The organism is Bacillus lumedeiriae (genome assembly GCF_044891285.1).
GTDB lineage: Bacteria > Bacillota > Bacilli > Bacillales > Domibacillaceae > Pseudobacillus > Pseudobacillus lumedeiriae.
Map to the genome: position 1 here is coordinate 95,389 of NZ_JAUIYO010000005.1, position 21,725 is coordinate 117,113.

A 21,725-nucleotide genomic window follows, 5' to 3' on the forward strand; every position below is an offset into this window, starting at 1 on the left:
TCTTCTGCTAAAGGAGGGATATTTCATGCAATACATTATGACTTTCATTTGGACTTTTTTACTAACAGAAATGTTAACATACGTTGTCAGCTCAATGAATGGTGTTGAATTTAGCTTTATGACGGGCTTCATTCTCTCTATCGCTGCTACAGTGATCCTATTTGTTCTTTCCACGTTAATCACGAATGAGCATGCAGAACAGCATTAAATAAGAAATAATGAAAGCAGCTGCCTTAGCAGCTGCTTTCATTATTTCTAGGCACCTTCAGTTTTCATTTCACAACAAGCTCTCCATCCTCTACATCAATCACTGCCTCGCTATGAAGGGGGATACTGCCTTTGATGATCGCGCGAGCAAGCTTTGTTTCAATCTGGCGCTGAATAAAGCGTTTCAACGGCCGAGCCCCATATACAGGATCAAATCCTTCTTTTGCAATGAACTCTTTCGCTTCTTCTGTCAGCACGAGACTGATTTGCTGATCCTCCAGCCTTTTCTTTAATCCTCCAATCATGCGCTCAGCAATTCCTTTAATATTCGCAAGACTTAACGGCTTAAATAAAACAATGTCATCTACACGGTTTAAAAACTCCGGCCGGAAATGAGCCCGCAGCTGACTCATTACCTTTTCTTTCGTTCCTTCCTGAATTTCTTCCTCATTCTCTTTACGATCCAGTAAAAACTCAGACCCGATATTAGATGTCATAATGACGACCGTGTTTTTACAGTCAACCGTCCGGCCTTGTGAATCAGTAATTCGGCCGTCATCGAGCATTTGCAGCAGGATATTAAATACTTCCGGATGAGCCTTTTCAATCTCATCAAGAAGTACAACAGAATACGGCTTTCTGCGCAGTGCTTCTGTCAGCTGTCCGCCCTCTTCAAAGCCAACATAACCGGGAGGTGCACCAATCAATCGGGAAACCGCGTGCTTCTCCATGTATTCAGACATATCAATCCGAATCATTTGTTCCTCGCTGTCAAATAATGTATTAGCCAGCGTTTTCGCAAGTTCTGTTTTCCCGACACCCGTCGGTCCGAGGAAAATAAATGAACCAATCGGCCGATTTGGATCTTTAATACCTGCCCGGGCACGAAGTACCGCATCGCTGACGAGCTGAACCGCTTCCTCCTGTCCAACCACCCGTTCATGCAAGATACTTTCTAAGCGCAGCAGTTTCTCACGCTCTCCTTCCACAAGCTTCGTAACAGGAATGCCTGTCCAGCGGGCAACGATCGAAGCGATCTCTTCCTCCGTTACCTCTTCCCGTAATAAGCGATTGTCATTATTATTCGCCCGCTCCATCTCTTGTTCAAGCTGAAGCACTTCCTTTTCCATCGCCGGAATTTTTCCGTGGCGAAGCTCCGCCGCCTTATTTAAATCATAGCGATTTTCTGCATCTTCCAGCTCTCTTCTCAGTTTCTCCAGCTGTTCTCTTTTTTCCTGCACTTGTCCAATCGCTTCTTTTTCTGATTGCCAGCGTGCTCTCATTTCATTCGCTTTTTCTTTTAAATTCGCTAATTCTCCTTGAAGCTGAGCTAATCTTTCCTTACTCGCTGAATCCGTTTCCTTTTGCAGCGCCGCTTCTTCAATTTCCAGCTGCATGACACGCCGGGTCACTTCGTCCAGTTCACTCGGCATGGAATCAATTTCTGTCCGGATCATCGCACATGCCTCATCCACTAAATCAATCGCTTTGTCAGGTAAGAAACGGTCAGTAATGTATCGATTGGACAGTGTCGCTGCCGCTACGATCGCCCGATCATGAATTTTCACCCCGTGGTGAATTTCAAACCGTTCTTTTAATCCGCGCAAAATGGAAATCGTATCTTCTGTTGTCGGCTCCTGAACGAGCACTTGCTGGAAGCGGCGCTCTAATGCCGGATCTTTTTCGATATATTTACGGTGTTCTTCGAGTGTTGTTGCCCCGATACAGTGCAGTTCCCCGCGGGCAAGCATCGGCTTCAGCATATTGCCTGCGTCCATCGCTCCCTCTGTTTTTCCCGCCCCGACGATCGTATGCAGTTCATCAATGAATAATAGAATCCTGCCATCACTTTTTTTAATTTCGTTCAACACAGCTTTCAGTCTTTCCTCAAATTCTCCGCGGAATTTCGCTCCAGCAATGAGAGCGCTCATATCTAACGCAAAAATCGTTTTATCTTTCAATCCTTCCGGTACATCTTTGCGGACAATTCTCTGCGCAAGTCCTTCAACAATTGCTGTTTTCCCGACACCCGGCTCCCCGATCAGCACCGGATTATTTTTCGTTTTTCGAGAAAGGATACGAATAACATGACGGATTTCATTGTCGCGGCCAATAACAGGATCAACCTTCCCTGAACGAACCTCTTCCACTAAATCACGGCCATATTTCGTTAATGCTTCATAGCTTGCTTCTGGCTGCTGTGATGTCACTTTTTGATTCCCCCTTATTTCTTTAATGGCTTCATTTATTTTGGCTGTTGTCAGTTGTTCTTTTTCTAAAAACCTTTTGATTTCGTAATCATTTGTCTCTGATAAGGCAGACATAATATGTTCGACAGAAAGATAGTCATCTTCCCATCTCTCCCGAATTTGATCTGCTTGATTTAGTACAGTTTGCAAAGCAGCCGCAACATAGGCTCCGTATTTCACTCCTTCTCCAGAAATGGACGGCTTCTTTGTCAGCTCTTCCTGAAGAAAGGCAAGCCAGCGTGTATTACTGCTGCCTGCTCGTTCAATGATCCGCGCCATTAAACTGTCTGTCCGGCCGGCAAGTGCCAGTAGAAAATGGACAAGATCAATTTCTGTATGTTTATTTTCTTCCGCTGTTTCTTGTGCTTGCGCCAGCGCTTCCTGCACCGACAGCGTCATCCGTTCGATATCCATATCACTTTCCACCCTCCTTTGACCTTTATTGACCTTTGATTAGATTATATTTCCTTGTAGGGCAAATTGTAAAGCGATACGACATTGTAAACGTAAAAAGGATATCTTTATACTTTCTTACCCGAACGTGCTACATTATAAAATGAAACTTTTATCAGTGGGGGATTTTATAGTGGAAAACGCTTATTTACTGCTAAAATACTTATTTTTAGGCTTGTTTCAGGGTTTTACGGAGCCGATTCCTATTTCTTCAAGCGGTCATTTGCAAATTGCTAAACATTTCTTCGGTATTGAAATTCAAGGACTGTCTTTCGAACTGCTTGTTAACTCTGCGTCGCTGCTCGCAGTACTGGCTATTTATCGTGCTGATATTATGCATCTCGCTGTAAATGGATTGAATTATGTAAAAGACCGAAATCCAGAAGATCGGTCCGAGTTTATGTTTATTGTATACTTAATCATCGCAACGATTCCTGCGGGAGTCATTGGTGTCGTGTTTGGTGATTTTATTGAAGGTCAGCTGTCTTCTGTCCGCACAGTTGCGATTACACTTATTATTACCGGAATCGCTCTTTGGACCATTCGTAATTTAAGAGGCCGCAAAAATGACGGTGACATGAAATTAAGTGATGCCATCATTATCGGCTGTGCCCAAGCAGTCGCTCTCATCCCGGGAATCAGCCGTTCTGGGGCAACGATTGTTGCTGCGATGGGGCTTGGCATGAAACAGGAAACCGCCCTCCGCTTCTCTTTTCTGCTATTTATTCCTGTCAGCGTCGGCGGCATGGTTTTAAGTTTCTCAGACATTCTAAGTGATCCCAACCTGAAGCAGCTGGCGATCCCGTACACTTTAGCGTTTATTGGATCATTTATCATGTCTTATGTCTCATTAAAATGGTTCATGAATATCATGGCTCAAGGAAACTTAAAATACTTTGCAATTTACTGCTTTATCGTTGGACCGCTTGTATTAATTTTCCTTTAATCAATAATCTAGTTTAGTAGATTAGATGAGAGTTATTCACGACCTTGATCGTGTTATTCACATTTTCGAGGTTTTGTTTATCATTTCGCCCACTTGTTCACTACTTCCCTGCCATTAAAAAAAGCATCGGCACATCGCCGATGCTTTTTTAATTATTGGATGCCAAGGGCAATTTTTGCGTAGCGGGACATTTTGTCTCGTGACCACGGTGGATTCCAAACGATATCCACTTCTACTTCCTTTACTTCTGGAATATCTGCAAGGGCTGCTCTTACCTGATCCACGATCACGCCGGCAAGCGGGCATCCCATCGACGTTAACGTCATTGTGACTTTCGTTTTCCCTTCTTCATCCATGTCTACATCATAAACGAGACCAAGGTTGACAATATCAATGCCCAGTTCCGGGTCAATCACTTGTTCCAGCGCCCCTAAAATATTTTCTTTTAAATCCTGATCCATGCTTTTTTCCTCCTTCTAACTATGTGTTATTCCTTATGATAACAAAGTGACGCATTATTTATCAGCTTGAACACTTATTTTCGGGCAAATAAGTAAACTTTATGTAAATATTCGTGCTTCATTGGACATATGTATCTAGTTAGGCGTACACTTGTAACAGGGAAACTATGAAAAGGAGTGTTGCAGTCTATGGCTGAAAAGCATTTAATTGTAGTCGATCTGGATGGAACGCTGCTTACAGATGATAAAAAAATCTCTCCTCGTACGAAACAAGTATTAGCAAAAGCGAGGGAACAAGGGCATGAAGTGATGATCGCTACAGGCCGTCCTTATCGCTCGAGCGGAATCTATTACCGTGAACTTGAATTAACAACACCAATGGTGAATTTCAATGGTGCTTTTGTTCATCACCCGCGAAACAATAGCTGGGGGATATATCATGAGCCAATGGATATGAAAACAGCTGCGGAAGTTGTGGAAGCGTGCCATGATTTTAACTTTCATAATATCGTTGCTGAAGTACAAGACGATCTATACTTTCATTACCACGACGAAAAGCTCATTAATCTATTTAGTATGGGAAATCCTGCTGTCACTACTGGAGATTTGCGGCAGATGCTTATTCATGATCCTACGTGCATGCTCATTCATGCGACAGAGGAAACAGCTCCCCTTATCCGCGATCATTTAAGTGATGTCCACGCAGAAGTGATTCATCATCGCCGCTGGTCACCCCCATGGCATGTGATAGAGCTTGTAAAGCTCGGATTAAATAAAGCGATCGGCATCCAGCGGGCTGCGGCTGATTTAAATATCCCTAAAGAGCGTATTATCGCTTTCGGCGACGAAGACAACGACCTTGAAATGATCGAATATGCAGGGATCGGCGTCGCCATGGGCAATGGCATTGACGAACTGAAAACTATTGCAAATGAAGTGACATTAACGAATGAAGAAGACGGTGTCGCTTCTTTCTTAGAAGCTAAATTAAACCTTAAGATCGAAAAACCAACGATCTAAGAAAAAGCCGGCTTGTGCGCTTCTTTTGCGTACAAGCCGGCTTTTTGATTCGTTATTCTTTTCTAAAGAAACCGAACACACCCGATGTCTCCAAAATATTCGTGAATGCACGGGGATCCACCTCTTTAATAATTCGCTCTAAATCATATAATTCATACCGCGTAATGACGCTCATAAGCATTTCACGCTGCTCTCCTGAATATCCGCCTTTTGCTGGAATCACAGTAATGCCGCGGACAAGTTTAGCATGAATGGCTCTTTTCATTTCTTCCGATTTTTCCGTCACAATCATTACCGTCAGCTTAGCATAACGTGTATGAATGGCATCCACAACGCGCGTGGATACATATAAGGCCACAAGTGTGTACAATGCTTTTTCCCAGCCAAAAATGAGGCCAGCAAGCAAAATAATGACACCATTCATCACTAAAAAGTAATTTCCAATCGGCCGGTCTTTCGTCCGTGAAAGAATCATCGCAATGATATCGAGTCCTCCAGTAGAGGCCCCCCATTTCAACGTCAAACCGACACCAGCTGCACTGATGACACCTCCGAAAACAGCATTCAAAAGAATATCATCTGATAAGGCCTTCACAGGAATCCATTCAAGGAAAAAAGTTGAAAGCAAGACAGACAAAAAGCTAAAGAGTGTAAATGATTTACCTACCTTTACCCAGCCGAGAATGGCTACGGGAATATTCAATAAGAGCAATAGAATCCCTGTTGATACATGAAGCGATGTAAATGATGTAAAGATATTTGACAGCAGCTGAGCTACACCTTGAAATCCGCTTGAGTATACATTAGCTGGAATGAGGAAAAAGTTCATCGCCATCGCATTTAAAAAGGAGCCAAAGATCACAATACATACTTTTTTCGTTAATCCCCAAGTGGATTCTTTCAGCAATATATTTTCAACTCCTCCTCCAGGCTGCTCGATATCCTGGATTCAATTTAATTGTTATTTTTTAATAAAGCCTTTACAATTATTACAGATAAAGGGGGAGATTCAACAAATGAAACTATTTGCTGATTCGGCTTGCGATTTGCCATTGGATTTTTTCGAGCGCAATCAAATCACGCTGATCCCGCTCCACGTTCATTTGAATGGCAAGGACTATGAAGATATAAAAGGCATTCAGCCACAAGAGGTGTACCAAGCCATCCGTCAAGGTGACATGCCAAAAACCTCCCAGGCTTCCCCGCTCCTTTTAGAAAAACTATTCACTGAACTAGCGAAAAGTGGTGAGCCCGGTATTTATCCAGCCTTTTCTTCGGCTCTCTCCGGTACGTATCAGACGGCTGTGATGATGCGCGATCAAGTAAAAGAAATTTATCCCGAACTTGATTTAACAATTATTGATACGAAAGCTGCTTCTTTAGGCTACGGTTTAATTGTCATGAGGGCCGCTGAATGCCTTAAAAAAGGCTGGTCTAAAGAACATGTGAAAGCAGATATACAATTCCACTGTCAGCACATGGAGCATATTTTCACCGTTGAAGACCTTGGCTACTTGGCGAAAGGCGGCAGGCTCTCTAATGGTGCTGCCTGGATCGGCGGGCTGTTAAATATCAAACCCGTTTTGCATGTGGAAGAAGGCAGACTCGTTCCTCTCGAAAAAATCCGGGGCCGTAAAAAAGCGTTAAACCGTATGCTGGACCTTATGGAGGAACGCGGGAAGCACATTGACTCACAGCGAATCGCCATCAGTCATGGCGATGATCCCGAAACAGCGGAATGGCTAAAAAACAAAATCACTGAACGTTTCCGCTGTCAAAAGATTGATATCCATATTATCGGCTCAGTCATCGCTTCTCATGCAGGACCAGGTACGATGGCATTGTTTTTCTTAAATGAATCTCCCTCTGCCGAAACGTTTAGCTAAATGAAAACAGCATCAATCATAGATGAAAAGAAAGGTGGACACAAGAATGGCTAAAGAAAACTCATTTGATATTGTTTCAAAAGTAGATTTTTCAGAAGTAACAAACGCGATTCAGCAAGCAATGAAAGAGGTTAAAACACGCTATGATTTCAAAGGGAGTAAAAGTGATATTTCACTTGATAATGAAGAGCTTGTTCTTCTCTCTGACGACGAGTTTAAACTCGAACAACTCAAGGATGTGCTGCTCGGAAAACTAATTAAACGATCTGTGCCTGTAAAGAACCTTGATTACGGGAAAGTGGAAGGCGCTTCAGGCGGAACGGTCCGCCAGAGGGCAAAATTGGTGCAGGGCATCGATAAAGATACAGCAAAAAAACTCAATACGATCATTAAAGAAAGCGGATTGAAGGTCAAATCACAAATCCAAGAGGATCAGCTGCGAGTAACTGGCAAGAATAAAGACGACCTTCAGAAAATCATGGCAGCAGTCCGCGAAGCCGATTTGGCAGTAGATGTACAATTCGTTAACTTTCGCTGATTCAATATTTCCGGGTGGAACCATTCCATCCGGTTTTTGTTTTGTATGCGATTAAATAAATCTTCCCCGGGTAAACATAAATGGATGACAAAACTGGTATCAGGGGTGATTAAATGAGTCAACAAGAACAAAAACAAACATTTCCGAAACAGCATCAAGACGTACAGCCCGGAAAAACAGAGCTAATGAATCCAAAACCTGATCACATTTGCGATGATTATAAGGGCAGCGGTAAGCTATCAGGCAAAAAAGCGTTATTTACAGGAGCAGACAGCGGTATCGGACGGGCAGCAGCTATTTATTATGCCCGGGAAGGTGCAGATGTCGCCATTGTTTATTTAAATGAGCATGAAGATGCAAACGAAACAAAAAAATTAATCGAACAAGAAGGCCAGAAATGCCTGCTTATTTCAGGTGATATCGGCTCTGAAGATTTTTGTGAAGAAGCCGTTCAAAAAACGTTGGATTCGTTTGGTCAAATTGATATTCTTGTCAACAATGCCGGCGAACAGCATCCGCAGAACAGCCTGCTCGATATTACGGCCGAACAACTGGAAAAGACCTTTCGAACGAATATTTTCGGCTATTTTTATATGACAAAAGCCGTGCTGCCACATCTGAAAAAAGGAGCAAGCATTATTAATACAGCTTCGATTACAGCCTATCAAGGCAACCCAACGCTAATTGATTATTCAGCCACGAAAGGAGCTATTGTATCGTTTACACGTTCTCTTGCCATGTCACTTGCTAAAGATGGCATTCGCGTCAACGGCGTAGCTCCCGGCCCCATTTGGACGCCTCTTATTCCTTCTACTTTTTCTGCTGAAAAGGTGGGAGCATTCGGTGCGGACACACCATTTGGACGTGCAGGACAGCCAGCTGAACTAGCACCTGCTTATGTGTTTTTGGCAAGCAATGACTCCAGCTACATGTCCGGCCAGATGATCCATATTAATGGCGGAACGATTGTAAACGGATAAAATATCACAACAAAAAAACTGAGGATGTCCTAAAAGTCTTATCCTTTGGACATCCTCAGTTTTTTCTATCGGGCGGTCATGGAGCCCATAAACAAAATAGTGTTAGTCATTGCTGGCACGTGCTGCTTTTCCCCGTTTCCAAACGAGATAAATGAAGATCATAAAAATGACATACACAGCAGCAAGTGCTGTGATAAACAACTTATTCACGCCCGTTTTTTCAGCTAATGCAAATATCTCAGATTCCTCTCTGTCGATGATGAGCGTAAATTTCTCTTCTTCCGGACGAACCATGCCGCCGGAAAGTAAACCGCGCAGCTCTTTATTTCCATTCAGTTCTTCGGCAGGAATAACGACTTTTTGCGCTTTATCAGAGTTATTAACGGCTACTACGATCGTTTCATCTTGATATTGCCGTTTAAAGACGGTCATGCCATCTTTATCATAGATCGGTTCATAGGTTCCTTTTGTCAACGCCGGCAGTTTCTGACGCAATTCACTAACCTTCTTCATATGATCAATTAATTCCTGATCTTCTTTGAAGCTCAGCAGGCGATGGCTTTCGACTCCTTCTTCCCCATTAAGGGCGACTTCTGAACCGTAATAAACAACTGGAAATCCGGGTATTGTATATAAATAAGTGAACGCCAGCATCCAGCGTGTGCCAGGAAACATATTTTCCTGCTCTATCATTTTTGTAAAACGAGCCGTTTTGTTAGAATCAAAATAATTTGCTGATAAGAAAGAATCTTTTTCTGTCGTTTCGTTCAGCAGGGAAGCACTTTGATCAGAAGGCTGATTCACCGTTTTAAACTGTTCCCGCAGCGAAGCAGATAGTTTAGCATTCATCATGCTGTCTATTCCTGCCTCCTTAAAGCGCTCTATGTCCTCTTCTTCACTGCCTTCACCAAGCAAAAAGAAAGAGCTTTTTTGCTGCTTCACTTCTTTTGAAAAGTCTTGCAGGAAAGAAATTGGGGAATGAACAGCATCGCTTAAATAGTAGCCATCCACGTCCGTTTTTTCGATCCACCACTTGCCCACTTTCATTAGTTCCTGTTTCACGGCCTCATTTTCTAGATTGAGCACAGCCATCGGTCCGAGCCATTTTTCTTCTTGCTGTTCGCTTTTCGCTCTAAACCACTCCGCTTTCCCTGTGTCCTTCACCCATGGATGGGCAGGACTGACCCGTGTAATCGGAAAATCTACGATCACTTTCATGCCGCGATCATGCGCTTCTTTGACAAGTTGCTGCAATTCTTTCAGCGAACCAAATTGTTTGTTTGTTTCATAGAAATCAGTTATCCAGTAGCCATGATATCCAGCGTCGGCATTTTGGAAAACCGGACTAATAATAATGGAAGTAAACCCCATATCTTTTATGTAATCTAATTTGGATGCTGCACCTGTAAAATCTCCACCTTGATACGCGTGCATATCATTGTTATTTATTTCTGTATCGTTTTTATTATCCCCATTATAAAAACGATCGGTCATTAAATAATACATCGTTTCATCTTGCCACGTTCGTTCTTCTTTTTCTACAGCGCCGACAGGAAAGGCGTATAAAAGAAGAAACGGCAATAAGACGAGCGAGCATAGTTTCTTTTTCACTTCCGCTTCCCCCTACAATAAATGATCATATCGCTTCTTAGATTACGCTTTTCCACGACTGCCGTCAAACGCAAAAAAGAAAGTTCATTAAATCTACAAGGATTAAACATCCATGTCCCACTTAGATGCAGAATCGTTCTATTAGCCACGTTATCCATCATGTGATAATGATTACCCTTCTGCAAAAAAAGCTGCCCCGCCTTATGAAGCAGGTACAGCCTTTCTCTAAATGATCCATCAAGCAAAGAAATTCAAGCCCATTGGCAGTTTGAATCCTAAGTAAAGAGTGACGATCAGCAAAACAATGGCGCCGATCAGTACTTTGCTCGTTTCTTTTCCTTTTTTCTTGCGGACGAGCACCATTTCCATGAGCCCGATTGTTAATAAGCCGGCAAGCATCTTCATGCCATACAGCATATCGTTAATGCTGTGATGTCGAATAAAGAGAAGTACACCGGTTACTAATACGAGTACGTAAAATAGCCTCAATGCCATATGAGCACCCGTTGAATATTTACCAAGAGCGATAAAAAATAAAATAATCGCGATCACCCATGTTGTGATATGTAAATGGGTACTGTTAAAAAATAAACTTTCCATGTCAGTCCCCCTCCTTTCTGCTTTTCCTTTCTATAGTATCATTTTGGCAAAAGAGAAGGAAAGATTGTACTACGCGTTATTGGACTTTATTTGACAATGTACCAATTTGTTCAATATTAATCTCAATTGTGTCTTCTGATTTCAAAAAGTTCGGCGGATTCATCCCTTGACCTACTCCTGCCGGGGTACCTGTCGCAATGATATCACCAGGCTCGAGTGTCATCCCTTCAGAAAGTGTAGAAATGATTTCATCAATCGGGAAAATCAAATACTCCGTGTTAGACTGCTGACGTACTTCTCCATTTACTTTTGTTTCAATGTTCAAGCGGTGCGGATCCTGCACTTCATCTTTTGAAACGATCCACGGCCCCATTGGACAAGTGCCGTCTAGGCTTTTGCCAAGAAAAAACTGCTTATGACGCTTTTGAATATCGCGGGCTGTCACATCGTTAATAATCGTGTAGCCAAAAATATAGTCAAGCGCTTCTTCTCTTGGAATATCCTTTCCTTTTTTACCGATAATGACGCCAAGTTCTCCTTCATAATCAAGCGTTTCCGTCAAATGAGCATGAGCGGGGATTGGTTCATTCGATGCAATGACAGAAGTAGGCGCTTTCGTAAACACCATTAGATCGGTTGGAATGCTTTCTACGCCACCCATTTCAATGGCATGATCGCGATAGTTTTTCCCAATGCACATAATATTCTTTAATGGTCGCGGAATTGGAGCCAGCCACTCAACTTCTTCTGCAGAAATAGCCGTTGCTTTCGTTTCTTTTTCTCCAGCAGCTTTTAGCCATTGTTTCACTTGCTGAGTGAACTCTTCTCCAGAAGCAATGCCTTCAACCAGTGTATTTGGAAGCGTTCTTTTTCCAGACACACTTTCTTCTAATGCCGGCACGTTCCAGATCACTTTTTCTTCCTCCATATATACCCCATACGTTTCTTGTCCATTTACACGATAGCTAATCCATTTCATCATGTGCTCCCCCTTTATTGATGATCGACTTTTCCTTCTTTTTGAAACCCATAAGTAACTTTACGCCATAACGCTTCCACCGGCCCCCGCTTACACTTGGATAACCATAGTTCAGAGAAAATCACCTGTCCAGCAAAGATAGCAACGGCAATCCAAACACCCGTAGAAAGTTTGATCTGACCATACAAATCAAAACCATAATGGTAAAAAAGCAGCGTACCAATGATTGATTGCAGCAAATAATTGGTTAATGACATTCTGCCAGCAGCTGCAAACGGCTTCAAAAACTTGCCTGCTCCTCTCAACGAACTGGTCCAAATGACAAGTGCCGCATAGCTGACAGCGAGAAGCGGGCCGCCGACAGAATCTTGAATATATACGTAAGCAAGATTCGGCTCAAGAACATGCGGCATCGCTTTTAAAATAATCCCTGTCACAAAAAAAGAGATAAAAACACCAAAAGCAACAGCCGGACGCTCTTGCCCTCTCTTAAATACTTGCAGCTTCTGTGCACCTGCCCCGATAAGAAAGTGCGGGAAAATAGCAATGAGCTGCATCCAAAATGCGGCTGGCCCATTCGTAAGCAGCCAGTCCGCTGCCCTTTGTTTCGTGATTTCTGTAAAGGTGCCGCTGCTATAAGCAGCAATAGAACTCTCAATGCCGCCTATATCCGTCCAATGCAGTGCGCTCGTCGGATCAACAGCCGCCATGAGAACGAGCAGGATACTCAAGAATACATTTGGCAAAAACAATAAAAGACTACCTATGATAATTAATATTTTTCCAGAAAGCCGTAAAAACAGCAACAATAAACATCCAAAGACCGCATAATTGATTAAAATATCACCCGGCCAGATAAAAAAAGCATGAATAACGCCAATCAATAGTAAAAAAGCAAAGCGGCGAATGCCCGCCGCTGTATACGACCTGCCGCTTTCAATAGCATGTTCCCTTTGCATCGCTGCTCCGAAGCCAAACATCATCGCAAACAGCGGATAAAAACTCCCTTGTATAAACAAATCAATCCAGCGATAATGCCAGGCATCTTCTGCCCCTTTCCACCATTCATAAGGATCATAATACAAGTAAGGTGAATGAAAAGAAATCATATTTACTATGAAAATACCTAACAGTGCTAAGCCCCGTAAGCTATCCAGCGCTGTAATACGCTGTTCTTCTTTCATCGGTGTTAATTGCACACATTTCGTCCTCCCATTACACACGATCAGCTATCAACCTCAAGCAAATGTGCCCCATCAAAAAAGAAGAGAAACTTTTTATCCACTTTCCGCTTCCATATTTGTTCGATAGCTTGTGCATACAAATTGATTTGCACACGGTAGCGTTTTTCAAGAATCGGTCCAGCCTGCTCCATTCCTCCTGGAAAACGCCCGGTTATTTTGTCTGTTTTATAATCAAGCAAGTATAATTTTTCGTCTTTTTCAATGAGACAGTCGATCACTCCCTGAACGATGATGATTTCTTCTGGCCCTTCCCATTCAGGGTAACATTCGTCCGCCTTCACGCCCATGTTAAATGGGATTTCTCTGTGTACACGGTCAGCCTGCAGTAACGCCTGTCCAAGGTCCGTTTGGAAAAAGACAGCTATTTTTTCAGGGTCAACTGCCGCCGTCTGCTCAGCAGTTAGCAGCTCTCGCGTAATCAGTTCGCTTAACAGCCGTTGGATGTCTTCCACCTCAGGCTGCTTCTCCAATGATACGTGCTGCATGACCGTATGAAGAGCTGTTCCCGCTTCCGCTGGCGATAGTGTCTTTTCCTGCATAAACGAAGGCCGACGAAAAATAGGACGCTGGTATTCTCTAGAAATATCAATTCCCGCCCCTTCATTAAAGATGTCATTCATCCGTTTTAAATCAGAAACCGACTGCTTTGAACGCAGATGCGTTGCAGGCTTATTTGCATATTCCCAGTTCATCCTTTTTTCAATTTCTTCTCTAAATTCAGAAGAAGCAGGAATAGGTGTAAATGACTGCACCTTCTCCAGCCAGCTGTCGCCTTCTCCCATTGGGTCAATGACTGTCTGTTGAAGAGCTGCAGCCGGCACCACTTGCACACTCCACTTCGAAGGGTGTTCCGCTAAAGCAGCCGGCACCGCTAAATGACTAGTGCCTGTCAAAGTAAAATCAACATGACGAGTAAGCGCCGGTCCTATCCAATTTAAATAAGAGGTAGCTGCAGCTCTTGCCTCATCATCTAAAAGCCAATTCGATTGTTGGCGGGCTCTTGTCCATCTGTTTAGCTCTTTTTCTGCTTCTTTCACCGTGCCGAGCAAAAATAGCTTTTCTTTCGCCCGGGTCAATGCAACATAGAGCACACGCATTTCTTCCGCAAGCAGTTCAATCCTCTTCTTCTGTTTTAACGCGAGCTGCGGCAATGATGGATAACTGATTCTCTTCTCCGCATGAACATACTTCACACCGATGCCAAGTTCTTTATCAAGCAAATAATTTTTTCGCAAATCCATCATATTAAACGATCGATTTAAACCTGCTACGAATACGACAGGAAATTCCAGCCCTTTCGAAGCATGGATTGTCATTAGGCGAACGACATCTTCCTGTTCGCTGAGTGCACCGGCTTCTCCTAAATCATCGCCCCGGTCCTCCATCCGCTCCACAAATCGTAAGAAACGAAACAATCCACGAAAAGAAGTTTCTTCATATTGCCGTGCCCTGTCGTAAAGAGCGCGCAAATTAGCCTGCCTTTGCTTTCCGCCCGGCATGCCGCCGACGAAATCGTACAAGTGTGTATCACGATACAGCTGCCAAATCAATGTCGACAGTGCACCTTGACGGCCAAGGGCACGCCAGCCTAATAGTTTCTCCAAAAACTTGCTGATTTTCTCATGCAGCTGCTCATATTGCGGTTCGGGGCGGACAGCTGCGAATGCCTGAACAGCTTCATAATAGGAGCCTGATTTGGCTGCAAGCCGAATGATGGATAACTCATTTTCCGTACAGCGGACAATAGGAGAGCGCAAGACCGAAGCAAGAGGAACATCTTGGTACGGATTATCAATCACTTTTAACAACGAAATCATCACAGCTACTTCCATCGCTTGAAAATAACCGCCTGATACTTTCGCATGGAGCGGAATGCCCGCCTGCTTGAATTCTTCTTTGATGACACCGGCCCATGTCATTGAGCGCATTAGCAGCACGACATCCCGATATTGAATTGGGCGTTCTGTTTTTGTTTTCGGATCATACACAGGATGCCTTGATGCGACAAGTTCTTTAATCTTTTCAGCCATCCATCTCGCCTCAAGTTCAGATTGTGCTGCTTCTGCCATCTCTGGATCGTCCGAGCTATTATCCGTTTGATCAATGAGGATGGTTTCAACCGGAAACGGCATATGTTCTGGATAACTGGCCCCTTTGACAAGTTCTGCCTGCCGGTCATATTCAATTTCACCGATTTTCTCATCCATGATTTGCTTAAACAAAAAATTCGTCCCGGACAATACTTCGGCCCGGCTTCTAAAGTTTTGCGCTAAATCAATCCGCAGGCCGCTATGTTGGCCTTTCGTTGAAAATCGTTTGTACTTGCTTAAAAATAAATTCGGCTCCGCCTGACGGAAACGATAAATACTCTGTTTCACGTCGCCGACCATGAACAAGTTCCCGCTTTCTTCCTCACCTGACTTTAACAACTCGATAATCGATTCTTGAACGATATTAAAATCCTGATACTCATCCAAATAGATTTCTTTAAAATGCTGCTGATAAGCAAGCGCTGCTTCAGAAGGAACATTTTCCTCTCCGGTTAAAATGGCCAGCGTAAAGTGTTCTAAATCGTTAAAATCGACGAGCCCTTTTTCTCGTTTGGCCACTTGGAATTTAAGAGTAAAGCGCTGAACAAGACGAGCAAGCGCAGCGATCGTTTCCTTCATCTCACCCATATTTTTCAAATAACTTTCCGGTTTATGAGAAAAGTATTCGTCTTGAAGCTTGCTGACAACCTCTTTCGCCTCTGAACGCAGCACTTTTGACTGTTCGGCCAATTCCGGATCATACTCTTCCCCTTTATAGGTTTTCAGCCGGGGAAATTGAACGGTCTGCATTTCTTCGTACAGCTTTTGCCACGATGGAAGGGCAGCACGAAGACGGCGGACCATTTGCAGTTCTGCGGCAAACATGTCTTCCCTCGGCACAGGGCCGCCCGGCATTTGTACCATATCGAGGCATTCCACAAGTTTCCTCTCAGCTGCTTCCAAGGAGAGATCAACCGTAAATTTTAAAGAGTCCATAAACGGCAGGCTGTCCATTTCCTCTATTCCGCCTGATACGTTATACAACTGATCAAGGCTGTCCAGCCATTCGTCAGGGCGGGGATGTGACTGCGCAAAGTCATATAATGTATTCATCATCGTTTGCAGTTCTGCGTCACTGCGGTCATTAGAAAATGTATCAACAAGCCGGTAAAACTCTTCATTGTTTTCTCTGCCGTATTCCTCTTCAAAAAAGTCATCGAGCACTTCATCCCAAAGCAGCTTCAATTCGCCTTCATCAGCAATTCGAAAAGCAGGGTCGATATCGATTAAATAATAATATTTACGGATGACTTCCAAGCAAAAAGAATGAAGCGTTGAAATGGATGCTTTATTTAACAGCGTCAGCTGCCGGCGCAGATGATTCGACGACGGATCTAACTCCATTTCTTTCTCCAGTGCTGCTCCGATACGCTGCCTCATTTCCGCGGCGGCCGCATTGGTGAAAGTCACGACGAGCATCTCATCAATGTTTATCGGATGATCTTTATCTATCACTTTACGAATAATCCGCTCAACAAGAACGGCGGTCTTTCCCGAACCGGCAGCCGCAGCGACGAGAATATCTCTTCCATTCGCTGCAATTGCTTTCCACTGATCATCCGTCCACGTGGTTCCTTCTGGTTTAGCAGGAATCATTAATTCACTCATTCATCTGCCCCTCCTCTGCCAGTTTTTCAAGTATATCTTTCTTCGGCATAATGAGCCGATAATTATTCTCTTCAAGTGATTCATCAAATTGACAGACAGGCCGATAAGAACAGAATTGGCACGGTGTCGTCTTTTTATATTGATAAGGTGTAATATCGACGCTTCCATCAACAATTTGGTCACCCGACTGCTGGTATAGCTGCCGAATATGGCTTCTCATTCCTTTAAACACTTGTCTATCAGCTGTTTGTGATGCTTTAGCTAGTTTGCCGCTCTTTGTAAAAGAAGCCGGGACAATGTCTGAAATGCCTGTCGCTAGGTTCATATCCATGAGCTGCAGCGCTTCCTCTTCTCCAAGAATGAGCCCTTTCATTTTAAACTTCTTAAACATTTCCTGCTCGATCTCTTCTAATGTCATGATTTTCTTGCTGCTGATGAGCGGATTGTGCACATGAAAATATAGCACACCCGCTGGGGAAGCCTGGGTACCGACGATCTGCGGCGAATACGTCAATATAATGTCTAAATAAGTAAGCATCTGCAAGGAAAGACCATAATACACTTCCGTCAAATCGAGGTCACGACTGCTTGATTTGTAATCAATGATCCGCAAATACACGCCCTCTTTTCCTTTCGCCTGATCCACCCGGTCAATGCGGCCGGCGAGCGCCATTTTCGTACCATTTTTTAACGTAAAAGACAATGGCGGCAGTTCTTCTCCCGGTCCGAAGCCAAGCTCAATACCGACAGGAGAAAAGCCGCTCGCTTTCGCCTGTCCGCTCAAGGCGTAGGAAGCCCGCCAAATAATCTGCTCTAGTTTTTTACTTAAATAAAGATGACGGTTAGAACTTAATAGTATTTGGTTTTGCAGCTGAGGCGCCAGTTGTGTCACTGCTTCGCCCGCTAATCTTTGACATTGCTCCTTCGATAGTTCAGGCCATTTTAATCCTCGTCTTTCTACTTCATCAGCGATCCACTTTAATGCACCATGAAACAAGTTGCCTATATCAGGCGCCTGCAGACGAAAAACATCCCGCTCCCGCAGCTTTAGTCCGTGTCTGGCAAAGTGTGAAAATGGACAGCTGTTAAACAGCTCCATCCGTGTAACACTTGCCAGCATTTCCTCTCCGTACAAATCTGTAGTGACTGTCTCATCAAGCTTTACGGCTTCATTTTTATAAAATAAGCTCGATAATACCCGTTTCGCTTTTTCTTTCTGCTGCGGGTGGTCCATGTAAAAGTTATACACGTCCCACCAGAAGTCATACACCGGATAGTGAAGTCCCTTTAACTGAAGCTGAGAGACTAAATAAGCTAACGTTGGATCAGGATGACATACGTATTGCAGCTGCGCCTGCTCATCCAATTCAGAAGGTTCATTTACGAGTAACTTTTCTTCCATAGCCGGAAACAATTCTTTGATTCTTTTAATGTATAAGGAGGGCAGCAATGATTTACCTTCATCATCGGCAATCGGGTAGGAGATATACAACCGGCGTGATGAAACAGTGAATGCGCGGTATGCCGTAAACTCCTCATCCAGCATTTTCCTCCTGCTGCTGAGTGCGAGTTTCATACCGTCCGCCAGCAGCTTTTCACGGTCTTCATCTGCTAATATGCCATCTTCTATTTGCCTTGCCGGCAATACACCATCATTGACGCCAATCATAAATACAGTATCGACATCACTTAAGCGGGAAAGTTCAAGATTCGCTACTGTCACTTGGTCTGCAGCAGGCGGCACGTTAGCAAATTTCATCGCTTCAAGCCCAGCGTCGATCACTGAAGAAAAATTTTTTAATGTCAGCGCTTCTTCGCCAAGCACTTCTACATATTGATCGAGCAGCTCCATGACCGCGTTCCATGCCTGGTTATGTTCTCTTGCTGCAACCAGATCTTCCCTCTCCTCCGCTTCTAAGCCGAACTTCTCTAGTTTTTCAGGAATATGAAGTTCTTCTAAATATAAATAAAGTGCTTCAGCATATTCTTTGCCTGTCGCTGCTTTTTTCAATCGGCGGGCCAATCGGGATACTGGTTCAGAGATCATCTTTCTTACTTCATTTAACTCTTCTTCAATCGCACGTTCTTCATCTGTTTGAATTTTATTTATCTGATCTAGTCCCCGATAGCGGCGATAACTCCAGTTTTCTTTTTCTATCCAACGGTCGCCTTTTATGCCATAAGCGAGCACGTAGTTTTCAAGCCGATCCATTTTCTCACGAAGCCGCGGCCAATTCTCCTGCATCGGGAACAGCAAATCTGTTTTCACGACACGAAAAACAGATTCATATCGCCAGTTGCTGCTGATCGTTTCCAGCGTGGCGCGAATCAGTTCAATTAATGGATGATTCAGCATTGGGCGCTTTTGATCAATGAAAAAAGGAATCTCATAATCTCGAAATACGGTCTCAATCAGCTGTTGATATTCTTTTCCATTACGGACAAGCACAGCCATTTGCTTAAAGCGCAGGCCTTCTTCACGGGAAAGTTTTCGAATTTCTCTTGCTACCCCTTCAATTTCTGCTCTCCTGCTTGCTGCCTGCATCACGCAAAGATTTTCCGTTGATTCGAATGAATGAGGCGGACGGCTGTCGAAAGATGCTTCCAAATGTCTTAAGCTGTCCGTCTTGTATCGTTCTGGCGCAGTTAAAATGATATCTTCCTCTACGTGTATACCACTATCTCTTGCCAATTCATAAACAGTCGCATACGTTTCCCCGGTCATGCGGAATAAATGAGTTTCTTCAGGCAGCACAGAACGAAAGGGCTCATCGATGGTTAAAGCGATCGTTACCTTCTTCGCCCGTCTCATTACCTGATGCAGCACCATGTATTCCTGTGGAGTAAAGCTGTGAAAACCGTCCACAAACACTTCCGCTTGTTGGATATAATCTGAAACAGCTATAGCTTCTGCCAGTAAGTGCAAATAATCCTCCGAGTCGACATACTTGCCCATCAGCACTTCTTCAAAGTCACTATAAATCGTCTGCAAATCATGGAGTTTATCTGTTAACGCCTTCGCCCCTCCGCTTTTCTTCAATTCCTCTTGCTTTTCTTCCAGCTCTTGTGGAGTAATACAATACCGTTTAAACTCTGTCAGCATAGACTCTACATGACTAATAAAACCATTCTTATCTGCTGCACCGGAAAATATTTTTAAATCTTCTTTTTTATCTTCAATGATTTTACGGATCAGCATATTCAATCCTGCTGAAGAAATATGCTGCCTGCTTATTCCTCCTGTCTCTTGAAGAACCCGCCAGGCAAGACGTGTAAAGCTGTATACTTGCGCTCTGATCATGCCTCCAAGCTCCCGATCAGAAGCTATTGAGTACTCAGATAAAAAAGTCATCTGCTCCGGTACAAGGTAAATGACGGGGTCGCCGGCAGGGTGATGTTTAATCTTATTTTTTATTGATTCAAGCATTCGTCTCGTTTTGCCGGTACCTGACCGGCCGATCATAAATTGAACAGACACGCTCTTCCCCTCCAATAGGTTTTCTTCCTGCAGCTGTTTATATTATCTTTTTATCATAATACAGATCATACGTTCTGTCATCTTCAGAAAAACACTAAACAGACGGCCAACGAAAAAAAGAGCCGGCGTTCTTCCCCGCTCCGCTCCTAGCCTCTTACTCTTTTCCTTTTTTCTTTTTTTTCAAGACGCCCTTCAATTTGCTTTCCAGCGATCCATAAAATAAAAATAATGCTCCCGAGGATCACTGTGCGAACTGGTTCTTTTATTAATGAAACGACATCATACCCAATAAAACTAATGGTAAAAATCATGACGGCTTTCCCGGTCATCACAGCCAATAAATATTGTTTGATGCTGATGTTGGATAAGCCAGCGACAATATTAACGACCGCAGACGGAGTGAAAGGAAAGCATAGGAGCAGAAACACCGGCCCAAAACCATGATTATCCACCCAGTTCATTAACTTTTTTACTTGATGGTGCTTGTACAAAAAGGATAATATTCTCCGCTGTCCATAATGTCTAATGAGCAGAAATACAAGCACGGCACCAGTAACTGAGCCACTCCAAGAGAGCAAAAAACCAAGCCAGAGCCCAAATGCACTAGCGTTTGCTAAAACAAATGCAAAGAGCGGCAAGACAGGCAGGAACGATTCAAGCATAGGCAAAAAAAAGCCCGGCAGCGGACCGAACGATTCATACCTTTCAATCCATTCCATTATATTTTCAAGTGTAAACCATTCTTTCAAAGTGTTAACATCCATGTTGTTATTCCCCTTGCATCTGCTGCGTTCATTTTTCTCATTTTATCATATATGAACGGTACGATTTCAACTAAAGCATACACCTCGTCAAGAAAACAACTGCTGTTTGTCATCTTCTTTCTTATTTAAAAGGCAAATGATTTTTCCCAATCTTTTTAAAAGGGCAGCGGCGTTATGACTAAAATTTGAATTTTCTAAAAATTTTCAAGTTTTTGTTGATTACTTTCTGGGTATCACATATAATAAGAAAAAGGTATCCGAGGTGATGAAAATGGAAAATAACCAGTATTTTACCGAAATGATGAAGTCCCCGATGCCGCGTGAAAAAGTTAAAAGTGCAACTGCTGCCTACATTGACAGTTTTCTCAACGGAATTCTCTTCAAACAAGAAAAACAAAAGTTAATGGATGCGATCGACAAGTCACTTGATGAAGGAAATCGTGAATCATTTATCGAGTTGTCCGCCCTGCTAAATGAATTAGAGAAAAAATTCAAGGCAGAATCCGTCCTTCTTTAACATTCATCCTCTTTTATACTATGTTCCCCTTATGCCTGCAGGGTACGAAATCAGGGGCTGACTCAAAACAGCAAGTACATGGCACCTCTCTCAG

The 21,725-nt window shown here is 43.3% G+C and carries 17 protein-coding genes; 7 read left to right on the forward strand and 10 right to left on the reverse strand.

Going from position 1 to position 21,725, the window contains the following annotated elements; all coding sequences use genetic code 11:
- The first annotated feature begins 25 nt into the window (after positions 1–25).
- Positions 26–208 (forward strand): YjzD family protein, encoded by a 183-nt coding sequence (locus tag QYG89_RS09130; RefSeq protein WP_404316686.1) that lies wholly within the window; start codon positions 26–28, stop codon positions 206–208.
- Positions 209–272: 64 nt separating this feature from the next.
- On the opposite strand, the gene clpB is transcribed toward QYG89_RS09130, so the two are convergent.
- Positions 273–2,870, reverse strand: a complete 2,598-nt coding sequence (gene clpB, locus QYG89_RS09135) for an ATP-dependent chaperone ClpB (protein ID WP_404316687.1) — start codon at positions 2,868–2,870, stop codon at positions 273–275.
- A gap of 172 nt (positions 2,871–3,042) precedes the next feature.
- Between clpB and QYG89_RS09140 the strand changes: the two genes are divergently transcribed.
- Entirely contained in the window at positions 3,043–3,855 is an 813-nt protein-coding gene (locus QYG89_RS09140; protein WP_404316688.1) for an undecaprenyl-diphosphate phosphatase, read from the forward strand.
- 152 nt (positions 3,856–4,007) lie between these two features.
- Here the strand turns inward: QYG89_RS09140 and QYG89_RS09145 are convergent, their stop codons facing one another.
- On the reverse strand, positions 4,008–4,316 hold the full coding sequence (locus QYG89_RS09145) for a metal-sulfur cluster assembly factor (RefSeq protein ID WP_404316689.1): 309 nt from the start codon (positions 4,314–4,316) through the stop codon (positions 4,008–4,010).
- Positions 4,317–4,505: 189 nt separating this feature from the next.
- Here QYG89_RS09145 and QYG89_RS09150 point away from each other — a divergent pair, with 189 nt between their 5' ends.
- A complete protein-coding gene (locus tag QYG89_RS09150; RefSeq protein ID WP_404316690.1) occupies positions 4,506–5,336 on the forward strand; it encodes a Cof-type HAD-IIB family hydrolase in 831 nt (276 codons plus the stop codon).
- A 52-nt stretch (positions 5,337–5,388) separates the two neighbouring features.
- On the opposite strand, the gene QYG89_RS09155 is transcribed toward QYG89_RS09150, so the two are convergent.
- Complete coding sequence (locus QYG89_RS09155) at positions 5,389–6,243, reverse strand: YitT family protein (protein WP_404316691.1); 855 nt, start codon at positions 6,241–6,243, stop codon at positions 5,389–5,391.
- Between the two features lie 109 nt (positions 6,244–6,352).
- Here QYG89_RS09155 and QYG89_RS09160 point away from each other — a divergent pair, with 109 nt between their 5' ends.
- From QYG89_RS09160 to QYG89_RS09170, 3 genes are all read left to right on the forward strand, one after another.
- Complete coding sequence (locus tag QYG89_RS09160; protein ID WP_404316692.1) at positions 6,353–7,222, forward strand: DegV family protein; 870 nt, start codon at positions 6,353–6,355, stop codon at positions 7,220–7,222.
- Between the two features lie 46 nt (positions 7,223–7,268).
- Positions 7,269–7,760, forward strand: a complete 492-nt coding sequence (locus tag QYG89_RS09165; protein ID WP_404316693.1) for a YajQ family cyclic di-GMP-binding protein — start codon at positions 7,269–7,271, stop codon at positions 7,758–7,760.
- A gap of 113 nt (positions 7,761–7,873) precedes the next feature.
- Complete coding sequence (locus QYG89_RS09170) at positions 7,874–8,740, forward strand: SDR family oxidoreductase (RefSeq protein WP_404316694.1); 867 nt, start codon at positions 7,874–7,876, stop codon at positions 8,738–8,740.
- A 102-nt stretch (positions 8,741–8,842) separates the two neighbouring features.
- Here the strand turns inward: QYG89_RS09170 and QYG89_RS09175 are convergent, their stop codons facing one another.
- The 7 genes from QYG89_RS09175 to QYG89_RS09205 all read right to left on the reverse strand — a co-directional run bounded on the left by QYG89_RS09175 (position 8,843) and on the right by QYG89_RS09205 (position 21,114).
- Positions 8,843–10,351 carry an alpha-amylase family glycosyl hydrolase gene (locus QYG89_RS09175; RefSeq protein ID WP_404316695.1) on the reverse strand — a complete coding sequence of 503 codons (1,509 nt, stop codon included), beginning with the start codon at positions 10,349–10,351 and terminating at the stop codon, positions 8,843–8,845.
- A 237-nt stretch (positions 10,352–10,588) separates the two neighbouring features.
- The gene (locus QYG89_RS09180; protein ID WP_404316696.1) at positions 10,589–10,951 is read right to left on the reverse strand and encodes a YisL family protein; all 363 of its coding nucleotides are present in this window, start codon (positions 10,949–10,951) and stop codon (positions 10,589–10,591) included.
- A gap of 76 nt (positions 10,952–11,027) precedes the next feature.
- Positions 11,028–11,930, reverse strand: a complete 903-nt coding sequence (locus tag QYG89_RS09185; RefSeq protein WP_404316776.1) for a fumarylacetoacetate hydrolase family protein — start codon at positions 11,928–11,930, stop codon at positions 11,028–11,030.
- A 14-nt stretch (positions 11,931–11,944) separates the two neighbouring features.
- Complete coding sequence (locus QYG89_RS09190; RefSeq protein WP_404316698.1) at positions 11,945–13,129, reverse strand: DUF418 domain-containing protein; 1,185 nt, start codon at positions 13,127–13,129, stop codon at positions 11,945–11,947.
- Positions 13,130–13,155: 26 nt separating this feature from the next.
- On the reverse strand, positions 13,156–16,872 hold the full coding sequence (gene addA / locus QYG89_RS09195) for a helicase-exonuclease AddAB subunit AddA (protein WP_404316699.1): 3,717 nt from the start codon (positions 16,870–16,872) through the stop codon (positions 13,156–13,158).
- A complete protein-coding gene (addB, locus tag QYG89_RS09200; RefSeq protein ID WP_404316700.1) occupies positions 16,865–20,350 on the reverse strand; it encodes a helicase-exonuclease AddAB subunit AddB in 3,486 nt (1,161 codons plus the stop codon). Before addB ends, addA begins: the two co-directional genes overlap by 8 nt.
- Before the next feature lie 146 nt (positions 20,351–20,496).
- Complete coding sequence (locus tag QYG89_RS09205) at positions 20,497–21,114, reverse strand: TVP38/TMEM64 family protein (protein ID WP_404316701.1); 618 nt, start codon at positions 21,112–21,114, stop codon at positions 20,497–20,499.
- Positions 21,115–21,385: 271 nt separating this feature from the next.
- On the opposite strand from QYG89_RS09205, the gene QYG89_RS09210 reads away from it, so the two are divergent.
- Complete coding sequence (locus QYG89_RS09210) at positions 21,386–21,631, forward strand: IDEAL domain-containing protein (protein ID WP_404316702.1); 246 nt, start codon at positions 21,386–21,388, stop codon at positions 21,629–21,631.
- Positions 21,632–21,725: the final 94 nt, after the last annotated feature.